Raw genomic sequence first — 13,459 nt, 5'->3', positions numbered from 1 at the left:
AAAATTTTCCTAACATCCATTAAAATGGCAGTAAGGATTGTGGACGGCAGGGAAATTGAATCCCTCAGCACTGAGTTTAGGAGACCCGACTGGCACCAAGCGCCGCCCATGACCAGGTAAAGCGGTTAAAATAAATTGCACCGCTTTACCTCCTCAACTTTTGTTTTTAAGTCTCAATATCAGATTTTCCACTTTGTCTCCAAGATGTATTCGTAATTTTGTTTCGCATTTATCAACTTGATCCAAAAGGTTCGCAAGCTTGCTTAGTTCCTCAAATGTGTCAAATGGTTCGTCAAAATTAGTCTCAACAGATTGTTCTGCTGGCGTTTGCTGGGCATGATCTGTACTCATGGCAACCTCTTCACTATTAGCTTGTGCAGAATGCAAATATTGATTTTTGATTTCTGGAGAAATACTGGGATTCAAAAAATACAAAAACTCTCCCCTGCCTCTACCCGTGCTGGATGAAGGCATTTGTGCCCTATGTGCCACTCCCAAATCCCAGTACTGTTTTAGATACTTGTTCGCAGTAGTCTTATCGCATCCAAGCTCTTCTGAAAAGGCTTTAGCTGTTTTCGCCGTTGCATTTAGCACAGAGATAATTTTCTGAGCTGTTGACGGTAAAGTTGGAACTTTTTGGTAGAAATGCTGGGCATCTTCTCTACTTATAAATTTATTCTCGCTTGGAGCCACGTTAATTGTTTTTAAATCAACGTCCGCACCTGCAACTTCTTCAGCGAAAATATCCGCCTGACTGGAGCTACTTGATGTGCTTACTATATCGGTTGAACTAAGGAGCTTGTTAATCTGCTCATCTGAAATAAAATAGACTTTTGACGGATAGATTTTTAGCTTTTCATTCTCATCCTCAAAATAGCTAAGTATATTGTCGTCCTCAGCTAACCCCTTTAAAACTTTGCCAATTTTACGACGATCTTCTCCAAGTTCGTCGGCTACCAACTTTATTTTGGGCTTTTCTAGAGCGTTCACAACAAAAATAGCCTTTCGCTTTATCGAAGGAAGTTCTAGCAGCCTTTCTGCTGTAAGTTTGTTAGTGACATCATCGGCAGACTGAATTATATTAGAGAGTTGACTGCACAGCACATTGTCATCTAAACTATGAAGTAGTTTAGACATATAAAGCCTCCTTTTTTTGTAATAGGGGCAGTGTCAACTTGTCTTCTAACAGCGTAAGCAACGTGGGGTGGAAAATCACTTTACTTACTCCGTTAGATTCCAAGTCTATATAGTTTTAATTAGGAGGTAGGGTTCGAGTTAGAACATGCCTCCTAATTATGTATACCATGAATTTATCGCTGATGGAAGGCTGGAATCTTTCTCAATCAATTAAAAAGTTTTAACCCCATATTAGCTTTAGTTTTTTAGCGCATTGTGACCAATTTAGAGCCAAATTTCAACTGATTCTGGACATCTAGAATTTTGAACCTATCGTCTACCTACTTCACATTCTTGAACGCAAGTACTCAAGTGTCCATTTAGACGAAAACTCTTCAAAGTCTACCCACTGCCCAGTGTTTTCTCTAACCAAAATAGTACCGTCGTCTTCCTTCCGGCTTGCGGTAACAATTCCTTGCTCTCGTGCTAAATGATACCATTGACCAAATTTATCCGTAACGTTCTCTTCACCGATAGCTTGATTAGGTTGCCATCCATTATCAATTGCACTCGCCAACCATCCCCCAGGACTTCTAATAGTTTGGTGTTGTAGTTGCTGCTTTAGTGCTTGAATCGCAATTAAAACAGCTTCTTCCGTTGAATTTTTGATTTTGTTAGCCAGCGTCTTGGTTAGCTTAATTCCCAGATCATCTAACTCATTTTCGATAGCATCGCTAACTTCTCCTTTTGATTGTTTTACTGAAAACTGGACAACATTAGGATTGTTATTTGGCGAAGGTTTAAACAATTGATTATGGCATATACTGAGTTCTTCTTTTAACTTCAAGTTTTCTGCTTCTAGTGCTTCTAAGCGTTTTTCAAGCTCAGAAGTGTATAAAACTCGACCATAAATCGCTTCAAACTGTTCGCGCAGTCCCCTGTTCTCGGCTTCAATCTTTTTGACTCTTTCTTTTAAAGTTTTAACTATCGCATCTTTTGATGAATCTGATATTCTTTGCTTTTGCGGTATAACTTTGGTTTTTGAGTGATTTTCCCTTAGATGCTCTATCCTAGCTTTGATTTCCGGCTCCTTATACAGCCATGCTTTGCTTAATCCCGCAGCTTTGGCAACTGTATTAAAATTAATAGCTTGTTTATCTTTAAGCAGTTGCTGGATTCCTTGCTCAACTTTATTGAATGCCTCTTGTCGCTTCTTTTGAGCATTGCTACGCAGCCCGTTAACATTCCTCTTAATTGCCATCTACTTTCCCCTCTAATGCTGAAATAATGTTTTCTAGATTGGTTTTGACTTTTTCGTTCATCTCCACTTGCCGCACCCAACCATTAGCATTAGCTTTCTCAATGATTTGTTCAGTTTGCTCTAACTGCTGTTTGTGCTTGTCAATATGCTCTTTAGTGGTGCGGAAGTGTGTACAGGTTAAACAGGCATTAGCATGGGGGCAACCTTGGGAAATAGTTGGTAACGCGCAAGAGCCATTAGGTAATGCTTGAGCTTGAATCGTTTTCTTAAACCACTGCAAATCTTGAATTTCTACTTCCGGGCAAACTTCCTCAACAACTTGACCCGATATGTTCACTACCTTGCCATGAAATTTAGCAACCTCTTCTTTCATGGTTTGGTCGTGAATATGGGCATAAGTAGATGTCATGTCAGGCGACTCGTGACCCAGATACTTCTGGACTATATGCTGAGGAACGCCGTTGTTTATCATCCGCGTTCCTACGGTGTGGCGAAATTGATGGGTTTGAAAATGCCAAATATTCCCAGGACTGTCACAAATGTTGTGCCTCTTAGCTAATCGGTTGAGATGCCTAGGTAGAGTACGGCGTTCCATAACAGAAGGTGATGGGACAAAGTTAGGGGTTGCTGCACCTTTGTTAGCAGAGAACAAATAATCAAACTCTTCTTGAGTAAAGTATTGACGGATATACTTTTGTTGCTCCTGGATGACTCTAACAACTTCCCGTGAGATGGGAATTGTTATCTCCTTCTTCATCTTGAATTGGTAATATCTCAAAAACCAGTCACCAGCTTTGTCTTGTAAAAGGCAATCAAAACTCAGATTTACCAACTCTGAAATACGCATCCCGCATTCCTGAAGCACTAAAACCATTCTCATAATTGGTAGTGCCAGGTCGTCTAGATGCTCGTTTAACTGCTGCATAACCACTTCTGGAATATACCGAGGAACGCTTTTCTCTTGCTTGGGGAAGTCTTCAGGACGAACAAGATACCTCGATACATTAAGCCATTTGTTCTGGTAAGCTGCGTCAAAAAATAGCCGCGTATCGCTAAGAATTTTATATCGTGTACTTGAAGCTAACTTCAGGCTTGCCAAATGAATTGTGAAATCAGTGATTACCTTCCGGTCGATATCCTCTGGCTCAATGCGCGGGTAGTCTGAAGTTAAAAAACTTGATAGTCTTCTAAGCGAATAAAGCTTTTCTTGCACAGAGGCGAATGTTATGGAACTTAAGCAGACTTTTAGATAAGCTTTGGCTGTTTTGCGTAACCACGGTTGGAATAAGTGTGTAAAGTTTAATTTGTAACTTGACTTGCCTACGCCACCGTCAATCCCTAAACATCGACAATCCCAAATATCTTTTAGGTATTCCAGTTTAGGATTAACAACCCTTTCAACCTCTTCTTTAACTACTGGGGTAAATATCTTTTTGCATTGTTTGCAAATGTAACTTTGGCTTCCTGAAGAATTTTTCCCGTTCTTGCCCACATTCTTACTACTACACTTTGGACAGAAAAGAGGAGTAGTAAGTTTAATCGACTTCTGGAATATTGGTTGTGCTTGACTCATCTCTATTTTCTAGATATTTTTGATATTCATGCTTCATGTCTTCGTTGCTGACATGAACATAAGTGTTGATAGTGGTTTGAATGCTGGAATGCCCCAATCGTTTCTGAACATAAGCCATTGGCATCCCTTCACGAATTAGTTCTGTAGCATGGCTATGGCGAAGCCTGTGGGGAGTTATAGCTATCCCCGTTTTCCTCTTGAGGCGACAGAAGAGAGCCATTACATTGCTATAAGTCATAGGAGAGCCAACTTTCCCATCCCAAAGGTTTACAAAAACGTAATCGCTCAGGTTATCACCTAGTACTTCCATAAACTCTTCTTGCAAATACTGAGTGTAAAGTCCCATCAAGTCTTTTGAAACGTTGACTTCATAAGGATCTTTCGTTTTGGCACGGGAACCATTAACATTGTCATCTCTGGGGATGATTTTTATGATGTTATCCCAGGATTGAATATCTTCATGCCTTAGCCCTAAAGCTTGCCCAATTCTAACTCCGCTTTCATACATCAAACATACCAAAAACTTATCCCTTATGCGATTACAAGCACTGACAAGTTTTTCCGCTTCTCCCGGAGTAATTGTCTTTGGTTGAAGCCTGGGCTGTTTTAGTTTTAACAAGCGAGTTTTAGTTGGCTTGCTTTTATTGATGTGATGCAAAAAGCTTTTATATCTTCTGTTGGGTACGAATTGTGAGCGATAAAGAGATATTTCTGAAACGTTTCCCGCTTGCTCGTGGAAATCGTATAACATACAGACAGAAGTCAGAATCAAATTCACAGTCGCTTCTGTTCGCTTTGACTCTTGCTCCTGAAGTGATATCACGCTACCAGTTGGGCTTCTCAGCCAGTGGATAAATTCTGCTAACTTAGGGATGTCAATTTTTGTCCAATCAACACTCACCTCATCAAGATATTTCCAGTAAAGCATGAGGTGATATGCATAAGACCTTATAGTGTTAGGACTTCTTTCAATATTCCTTAAGTAATTTAGAAATTGCTGAATGGGTTCAATTGGTAAATAGTCATCTCCTATGACTAGCCAAGTTACCTTGTCGCCATCTAATCGCACCCTTTGGACTTTCATGCTAATTCAGTAGATAGACGCTTTGCGACCCAAAAAATGGGTCGTTATACTTATTGATCAAGCACACACGTTTTGGAAAAGTCTATTCTTTGTAGACAGTTTTTACTTTGTAGACTTGATTACTGTTTTTAGTCTACAAGGAGAGAATAACTACTGTCAAGTTGTTGTTGTTTACTTTAAAGACTCTTTTTAATGTGCTGTTGTTTATTAATTTTTGTGGGACCCCCAGGAAGTGGAAAAACCATGCTAGCAAGGCGTTTACCGGGAATCCTACCACCGTTGGAGTTTTCTGAAGCTTTGGAAGTAACTCGGATCCATTCTGTAGCTGGTTTATTAAAAAACCGTGGTTCTTTAGTTCGCTCACGCCCTTTCCGCAGTCCTCACCATTCAGCATCGGGTCCTTCTTTGGTGGGTGGCGGTAGTTATCCCCGTCCGGGAGAAATTTCTTTATCACATTTAGGTGTACTTTTTCTAGATGAGTTAACAGAATTTAAACGGGATGTATTGGAGTTTTTGCGCCAACCCTTGGAAGATGGTTTAGTCACAATTTCTCGCACCAGACAATCTGTCATGTTTCCCGCACAGTTTACCTTAGTGGCAAGTACTAACCCCTGTCCTTGCGGTTATTATGGCGATACTATCCAGCAATGTACCTGTTCTCCCAGACAAAGAGAGCAATATTGGGCAAAATTATCAGGACCATTGATGGATCGGATTGATTTACAAGTGGCTGTGAATCGTCTTAAACCAGAGGAAATTACTCAACAGCCCACAGGGGAAGGTTCTGCATCCGTTCGGGAGAGGGTGCAAAAGGCACGGGTTCGGGCCGGGAAACGGTTCCTAGGAGAAGAAAATCTGCGTTGTAATGCACAGATGCAGAGCCGCCACATATATAAATGGTGTCAGTTAGATGATGCCAGTCGCAACTTATTAGAAAGTGCCATTAGAAAACTAGGTTTATCAGCACGGGCAAGTGATCGCATTCTCAAGGTAGCACGAACAATTGCAGATTTAGCCGGAGATGAGGATATCAAAACTCAATATGTTGCCGAAGCTATACAGTATCGCACTATAGATAGGATGCAGTGAGTGGAGGAGTGTAGAGGCGGTAGTGGTAATACGATTTTGGATTTTGAATTTTAGATTTTGGCATTGCTGAATTGGAATATGAAATTTAAAAATCAGGTCTCTCAAACTCTTGTTCTCTGCGCCTCTGGGTGAGACAAATTCATTTCTTTATTCAGCAACCCCTAGACTTTAGATTTAGATTGTGAAAGATTTACTACATAAGCTTTTCTTTCTTTCCATCTGCCGCAATCATTTTTCAAATTGGTATTAGGGAACTCCAAGAAATAAATTACCCAATTTTTGTCACCAAAATGACTTTCCCTCCCCCTGCTCCCTGCTCCCTGCCTCCTGCATTCATAACGATTGATTATTTTTTTATTTGCAAGTCCCTTAGAAGTGAGAGTAGGGGTAGGAAACCTTGACTAGAGAGAAGGTAAAATTACCACAGATATGATAAGTATTTAAGCGGACATGATGTGAATCCATAAATTATGAACATATCACCACCTAATAACCAGCTGCGTTTTTCATGGCAAGCAATTTTTTCCCTACTAATGTTTCTATTTATGTATTTGCCGATTCTGGTGCTTGCTGTTTACAGCTTTAACAAGTCTCCCTATAGTGCTGATTGGCAGGGGTTTACCCTTGATTGGTATGGAAAATTGTTCAATGATGAGCGAATTTTATCGGCTTTAAAGAATAGTTTAATAGTAGCCTTAAGTGCTGTAGGCATTTCAGCAGTTTTTGGAACTTTGATGGCTGTAGGCTTGGCACGTTATCGCTTTCCTGGTAAGGGTTTGTACCAAGGAGTTACTTACTTACCTTTGATTATCCCTGATATTGCGATCGCAGTATCTACCTTAGTATTTTTAGCAACCTTTGCCATTCCTCTGAATATATCAACTATTATTGGGGCTCATGTCGTATTTTGTCTGGCTTATATTGCTTTAGTTGTATCTTCTCGATTTAACAACCTAGACCCTCATTTAGAAGAAGCTGCATTAGACTTAGGTGCAACACCAGTACAAGCTTTTTTCCAAGCCCTATTACCCCAACTAATGCCTGGGATTATTGCTGGTTGTTTGCTAGCATTTGTCCTCAGTTTAGATGATTTATTGATTGCTAGCTTCACTGCTGGTAGTGGTTCTAATACCTTGCCCATAGAAATATTTAGCCGGATCAGAACAGGTGTGAAACCAGATATTAATGCTCTCAGCTTAATTTTAATTGTATTCTCTGCAATAGTTGTATTGGTGGCGGAATTGATTCGCCTTGCAGGGGAAAAAAGCACCATCAATAAGTAATATCATGTCTGGTTAAATATTTATCATTAGGGCTGCAAGGGGGCAGAGAGCAGGGGAAAAGAGTTTGGGTGATTTTCGCATGGATGGCAATCTCATAAGTAATCAGGCGGACATGATATAACTTTATATAAACAAAATCTAAATTTAACAATATATAAATTAGACTACTAATATTTTTTATCTAGATATTTTATCAATGAACTTAATAGTTTGTTATTAATTCGCTTTTTCTGATTTGTTAAGTTTATGTCAAGCATAAATTTGTGTGGGGATGATGAAAAATTGACGATGAAGAGCTGATTTGCTAGTTATAGCAAGAACTAAATGGATTTGTATTCGCAATATATCAGATTTATTCATCTGACAAACTATGGATGATAAAATCATATTTGTGAGGGAAATACTTACATCCTAATTAGTCATCTTGATTATAATCCTATACGCCAAAACTATTATTTCTACATAAAATAAATTGAATCGTGGGATAAAATCATCTGAGTAATTGCTATTTTGTGACATAGCGACATCATAACTTTATAAAAAGTTAATTAAATTCGCAGTAATTATACTGAATTAATTATTCTCTGATTTAAAAATAAATAGTATGTCCTATCAGTTGCCACTTCAAAAATATACACATAAACTAGTATTATGTTGTCTGTAGTGAGTTTAGCAACAGATGATATAAAACATTGTTTTAACAAATGCACAAAAGCAAATAAGTGTATGCATAAAAATAAATATCTGCTATTTGCCATAGCATTTTTACTGTCAAGCTCTCTTGTACCACTCTTAATGAAACCAAGTGTTGCAGGAATACCTGGGACACAAACAGTCTCCTTCTGGAATCCCCCTCCTGGTCGAAGAGCTCCCAGAAAAAGTATCATCAAAGGAGGAGCTTCAAGAGATGGGAATAGCTGTGGCATTGCCCAAACAAAAGCCGTTACTGACGTGATGACACCATTGATGCCAAAAAGTAATATTGGTCTCACACGAATGAGTCGTCCAACTCTTCTTGCTTTTATTCCTGAAAGTAATGCGAAAAAAGCATTATTTGTTATTAATGATCAAGCAGGAGAAGAACATTATCAAACATATTTGACTTTGCCTCAAAAGTCAGGTGTAATGAAAATAAATATTCCTGATTCTGCATCGGAACTAGTAAAAGGCGTTAAGTATAAATGGTCTATTTCTTTAATTTGTGGTGACAATACAGATGTAGAGCCAGATAGTCCTTCTATCCAAGGATGGATTGAGCGAGTTTCACCCGTATCTAATACTATTAGCCAAACTCAGTCCCTTGACCTTAAATCAGTAGAAAATCTCGCTAAAGCTGGTATTTGGGTTGATATGCTCTCTACTTTGATGGAATTAAGGCAATCTCAGCCTGACAATATGGAATTAAAGAAAACTTGGACAGCTTTGTTAGAAGATAAAAATGTCGGACTCAAAGAATTTGCAGAACAACCATTCATAGATTAATGATAATTTTCTAGTTTCAATTCATTGTTAATAAATAACTAACTCTATCAAAGCCCGCTAATGCGGGCTTAAACGTATGTAAATTGAACTGTAGATAGGTCTGATCATAATTTGGTCAATCTCTTTTTCCCCTCCTATTTTGTCTCGAAGAAAATGAAAAATTGACATATATTAACCTTAGTTCAGAGTATATACCGATCAAGACTAAAAAAAATTTGGGTATAAATATACATAGTACATCATTACATTCATAAATAACCTGTTTGGATTATCAGCTTTTTAGCCTTCTGTCTTCTTTTAGCAGGAGAGATAATTACAAAATTATTTAAAAATCCAATTTTAAGAAATTATTATTCTATATTTTCCATTTTCTTTTCTATTATCCATGTCTACCATTACGCAATATAAATGTGGTATAAATTAAAAGTTTATCTTTGGCAGTGGCGTTTTGTCTTCCTGACAGCCCCCAGTGTAGCTATATGTATTATGATTGGGAGTCTTACAGGTTTATACCAGCTATTAGAATGGTCAAGTCTAGAAAAATTGATGGCATTACGTCCTGCTGAACCACCAGAAAAACGCATTCTCATCGTCAAAATTGAGGAAAAAGACATTGCTGAATTGGGTCAATGGCCTATTCCAGATGCAGTTTTAGCTAAACTAATATCTAAACTCAAAGCTCAAAAACCAACTGCCATTGGCATGGATATTTATCGAAATTTACCAGTAGGACAAGGCTCTCAGCAATTAATAGAGGTGATGGAGAGTACACCAAACTTAATTGGTGTGAAAAAAATGATTGGGAAAAAGGTGCCACCATCTCCTACCCTATTGCAACTTAATCAAATTGCCCTTGCTGATACAATTTTGGATCGAGATGGTAAAGTCCGCAGAGCATTGATTACTGCTGGTGATGATGATGGTCAACTTTTTTTAGGCCTAGCTGCTAGATTGAGTCAAATGTATCTCGAATCAAAGAATATTAAACCTAAATATATGGATGACCAGGGGACTATCTTACGTTTAGGAAAAGCAGTCTTTAACCCCTTACAAGGAGATAACTTTATTTATCGAGATGACGATTTAGGAGGATACCAAATATTACTTAATTATCGGGGTTACAAAGAAACATTTGAGATGGTAAACATCCGAGATGTATTAAATGATTCTGTATCCCCAGACCAAATTCGCAATCGCATTGTTTTAATTGGTACAACAGCCGAAAGTATTAATGACTTCTTTAGTGTTGGCTATAGCGATACAGCAACTCATACAGGAGAACTTATGCCTGGAGTAGTAGTTCATGCAAATATAGTTAGTCAAATTATTAGTGCAGCAGTTGATAATAGAACTCTAATACAAATCTGGTCTTCCTCAGGGGAATGGCTGTGGGTAATATGTTGGTCTTTTATTGGTAGTGGTATTAGTTGGCAATTATTACAGATTAATTCTACACGTAAACAATCTTTATGGGGATTACCTATTTTAGGTATGACACTAGCCACGGGAACTTTAATTATTAGTAGTTATATAATTTTTTTATCCGGTTGGTGGATTCCTGTAGTGTCACCATTACTGGCTCTAGTTGTATCTGCAATCATCACTAGTAATTTTTATAAACAATCCCAGCTACAACAAGCGAACCAGCAGCTACAATCATATTCTCGGAATTTGGAGGAAAAAGTTAAGGAACGCACCCAAGAATTAGAATCAGCCAAAGTTGCTGCGGATGTCGCCAATCAAGCCAAAAGTGAGTTCTTGGCAAATATGAGTCATGAACTGCGTACACCTCTAAATGGGATTTTGGGATATGCACAAATTCTGCAAAATTACCCTTTAAAGAAAGCAGAATTAGATGGTGTTAACATTATTCATCAGTGTGGTTCCCATCTCCTTACCTTGATTAATGATATTTTGGATTTATCGAAAATAGAGGCTCGCAAACTAGAGCTACACAAAAGTGATGTTCACTTCCCTTCTTTTTTAACGGGGGTTGCGGAAATATGCCGCATTCGTGCTGAACAAAAAGGTATTAACTTTACTTGTCAAATAGATCCACATTTACCAGAAGGAATTCATACAGATGAAAAACGCCTACGCCAAGTATTAATTAATTTGCTGGGAAATGCGATTAAATTTACAGAAAATGGGGGAGTTACTTTCAAAATTAATTATGTACAAAAGGAAAATTTAAATGATTGCTTAGTTGATAAGCAATCTGATCACGAAAATCAGCAGAAATCAATTCGGAAAATTGGCTTTGAGGTTATAGATACTGGCGTGGGGATGACACCAGACCAAGCAAGTAAAATATTTATTCCTTTTGAACAGGTAGGTGATAAAAAAAAGCAAGCAGAAGGGACAGGATTAGGCTTAGCAATTAGTCATAAGATTGTCAGCTTAATGGAAAGTCAAATCAATGTTGAAAGTAATTTGGGAGTAGGTAGTAAATTTTGGTTTGATGTAGATTTAGAAATAGCTAAAGACTTCTTAGGAACGCAATCAAATATAGTAGATCAAAAAATTATTGGGATTCAAGACAAAAATCCCAAAATTTTGATAGTTGATGACCGCCAAGAAAATTGTCAACTCATCGTTAATATGTTGATAGCTCTCGGATTTTCTTGTTTTGAGGCCAATAATGGTCAAGAGGGCTTAGACAAATTGGTAGAAATTAAACCAGATTTAATTATTACTGATTTATCAATGCCAGTGATGCATGGATTAGAAATGATTGAACATATTAGGAAAAATGCATTACATAAAGATTTACCAATCATTGTTTCTTCTGCGAGCGTTTTTAAGGACGACCAAGAAACAAGTTTTGCTGCTGGAGCAAATTATTTTTTACCGAAACCAGTGAAGCGAAATGAATTATTACAGATATTACAAAAATTTCTCTATTTAGAATGGATTTATGAACAATCCACGAATAATTTAGTCTCAACTACTAATATAAATTCTCAAGTAAAATTATCCCCTGATATTGATAAAATAATTACACCATCACCAGAAGTACTAGATAAACTCTTTGATTTAGCAATGAGAGGAAATATTGGAGCTGTGTACCAATTAATGGATGAGATAGAAGTATCGGATGATAAGTTTATACCATTTAGTACATATATTCGGCAATTAGCGGATAATTTTCAAATAAAAAAAATTCGTGAGTTTGTTAAATCTTTTGATAGGGTGCATCTATGAAAAATACTGAATTTTCGCAAGCTGTAGTCTTAGTAGTTGATGATAATCCCACCAACTTAAAGGTTCTATGTGGAGCTATTGCAGCTTCTGGCTGGGAAATTTTAGTAGCTACTGACGGTGAAAGTGCCATTGAACAAGCCGAATATGCTCATCCTGATCTAATTTTATTAGATATTATGATGCCAGGAATTGATGGATTTGAAACTTGTCAACGACTTAAAGCAAGTCCTGGCACTCATGATATTCCAATTTTATTTATGACTGCTCTTTCTGATACTGTCGATAAAGTTAGAGGTTTATCTATAGGAGCAGTGGATTACATCACTAAACCTTTTCAAACAGAAGAGGTTTTAGCTAGGGTTACTGTGCATTTAAAACTACGTTATTTGACTAAAAAGCTAGAATTACAGAATCAGGAATTAGAATCTAGAGTAGAAGAAAGGACTAAAGAATTAGCTGATACTTTGACCAATCTTAAGCAATCACAATTACAGACAATCAAAAATGAGAAAATGTCTATTATTGGTGAATTAGTTTCAAGTATTGCCCATGAGATCAATAATCCTTTAGGTTTTATGACTGGTAATTTGGAATTAATGAATGACTATATATCTGATTTTAAGGAGCATTTTAACCTGTATCAAAAGCACTATCCTCAACCGAATTTAGAGATTATTAACCATGCAAAAAAGATTGATCTAGAACAAACTATTGAAGATATCAATGACTTTAAAGTATCGGTAAAAATTTGCTTAGAACGTATTTGTAAAATTAGTAATAGTTTGCGAACTTTTGCTAACCCTGATTCTGCTCATAAGGAATATATCGATATTAACGAGTGCATTGATAGTAATTGTATTATTTTAAATAATAAATTTAAAAGTAACAAGCTACAAACAGAAATCAAAGTGCTTAAAGAATATGAGCAGTTACCATATATTGAATGCTATCCAGGAGAAATCAACCAAGTATTTATGAATATTATTACGAATGCGGTTGAAGCTTTTGAGCAATTTGAGGCAAATATGAATGATTGGGCAGAAGATATGCGAGAAAATATCTTGACTTTTTCTACTGGATATAATGAAGAAATGACACATATCACTATATCTATTAAAGATAATGCTGGTGGCATAAATCCCGATGTAGAAGAAAAAGTATTCGAGCACTTTTTCACCACTAAATCAATTGAAGGCAACACCGGATTAGGTTTATCTATTAGCCAGGAAATTGTCGAAAATAAACATCAAGGACAATTAAAATGCATCTCCCAATGGGGAAAAGGAACTGAATTTATTATTGAGTTACCAATTAAATAATTATATTTTGATTCATTAATCATTATAAATATTTTTATTAATTTTATT

Annotated in this window: 8 protein-coding genes and 1 pseudogene; 5 read left to right on the top strand and 4 right to left on the bottom strand. The window is 37.1% G+C overall.

The window, feature by feature from the left end; genetic code table 11:
• Window positions 1–153 precede the first annotated feature (153 nt).
• The 4 genes from CALSC_RS21470 to CALSC_RS21455 all read right to left on the bottom strand — a co-directional run bounded on the left by CALSC_RS21470 (window position 154) and on the right by CALSC_RS21455 (window position 5,034).
• Window positions 154–1,137, bottom strand: coding sequence for a hypothetical protein (locus tag CALSC_RS21470; protein WP_088243303.1), 984 nt, complete (start codon window positions 1,135–1,137; stop codon window positions 154–156).
• 325 nt (window positions 1,138–1,462) lie between these two features.
• Window positions 1,463–2,377, bottom strand: coding sequence for a DUF6262 family protein (locus CALSC_RS21465; RefSeq protein WP_088243302.1), 915 nt, complete (start codon window positions 2,375–2,377; stop codon window positions 1,463–1,465).
• On the bottom strand, window positions 2,367–3,950 hold the full coding sequence (locus CALSC_RS21460) for a tyrosine-type recombinase/integrase (RefSeq protein ID WP_088243301.1): 1,584 nt from the start codon (window positions 3,948–3,950) through the stop codon (window positions 2,367–2,369). Before CALSC_RS21460 ends, CALSC_RS21465 begins: the two co-directional genes overlap by 11 nt.
• Complete coding sequence (locus CALSC_RS21455; protein ID WP_088243300.1) at window positions 3,913–5,034, bottom strand: tyrosine-type recombinase/integrase; 1,122 nt, start codon at window positions 5,032–5,034, stop codon at window positions 3,913–3,915. The genes CALSC_RS21460 and CALSC_RS21455 overlap by 38 nt, the downstream gene beginning before the upstream one ends.
• A 207-nt stretch (window positions 5,035–5,241) precedes the next feature.
• On the opposite strand from CALSC_RS21455, the pseudogene CALSC_RS21450 reads away from it, so the two are divergent.
• The 5 genes and pseudogenes from CALSC_RS21450 to CALSC_RS21430 form a co-directional block, all read left to right on the top strand.
• Window positions 5,242–6,123, top strand: a pseudogene (locus CALSC_RS21450) (YifB family Mg chelatase-like AAA ATPase); the annotation flags it as partial.
• 470 nt (window positions 6,124–6,593) lie between these two features.
• Complete coding sequence (locus tag CALSC_RS21445; protein WP_088243299.1) at window positions 6,594–7,406, top strand: ABC transporter permease; 813 nt, start codon at window positions 6,594–6,596, stop codon at window positions 7,404–7,406.
• Between the two features lie 726 nt (window positions 7,407–8,132).
• Window positions 8,133–8,888, top strand: a complete 756-nt coding sequence (locus CALSC_RS21440; RefSeq protein ID WP_159460661.1) for a DUF928 domain-containing protein — start codon at window positions 8,133–8,135, stop codon at window positions 8,886–8,888.
• A gap of 408 nt (window positions 8,889–9,296) precedes the next feature.
• Window positions 9,297–12,092: a CHASE2 domain-containing protein gene (locus CALSC_RS21435; RefSeq protein WP_088243297.1), complete on the top strand. Its 2,796-nt coding sequence runs from the start codon at window positions 9,297–9,299 to the stop codon at window positions 12,090–12,092.
• Window positions 12,089–13,411, top strand: a complete 1,323-nt coding sequence (locus tag CALSC_RS21430; RefSeq protein WP_088243296.1) for a hybrid sensor histidine kinase/response regulator — start codon at window positions 12,089–12,091, stop codon at window positions 13,409–13,411. Before CALSC_RS21435 ends, CALSC_RS21430 begins: the two co-directional genes overlap by 4 nt.
• Window positions 13,412–13,459 lie beyond the last annotated feature (48 nt).

This window comes from Calothrix rhizosoleniae SC01, from assembly GCF_900185595.1.
GTDB lineage: Bacteria > Cyanobacteriota > Cyanobacteriia > Cyanobacteriales > Nostocaceae > Calothrix_A > Calothrix_A rhizosoleniae.
Note: the sequence above shows the minus strand (reverse complement) of the source record. Positions and strands in the feature narration are given on the sequence as shown.

Bases quoted from the DNA above. Each gene is read 5' to 3' on its own strand.
- CALSC_RS21445 (WP_088243299.1), top strand. From the start codon at position 6,594: ATGAACATATCACCACCTAATAACCAGCTGCGTTTTTCATGGCAAGCA.
- CALSC_RS21470 (WP_088243303.1), bottom strand. From the start codon at position 1,137: ATGTCTAAACTACTTCATAGTTTAGATGACAATGTGCTGTGCAGTCAA.
- CALSC_RS21440 (WP_159460661.1), top strand. From the start codon at position 8,133: ATGCATAAAAATAAATATCTGCTATTTGCCATAGCATTTTTACTGTCA.
- CALSC_RS21455 (WP_088243300.1), bottom strand. From the start codon at position 5,034: ATGAAAGTCCAAAGGGTGCGATTAGATGGCGACAAGGTAACTTGGCTA.
- CALSC_RS21460 (WP_088243301.1), bottom strand. From the start codon at position 3,950: ATGAGTCAAGCACAACCAATATTCCAGAAGTCGATTAAACTTACTACT.
- CALSC_RS21430 (WP_088243296.1), top strand. From the start codon at position 12,089: ATGAAAAATACTGAATTTTCGCAAGCTGTAGTCTTAGTAGTTGATGAT.
- CALSC_RS21435 (WP_088243297.1), top strand. From the start codon at position 9,297: ATGTGGTATAAATTAAAAGTTTATCTTTGGCAGTGGCGTTTTGTCTTC.
- CALSC_RS21465 (WP_088243302.1), bottom strand. From the start codon at position 2,377: ATGGCAATTAAGAGGAATGTTAACGGGCTGCGTAGCAATGCTCAAAAG.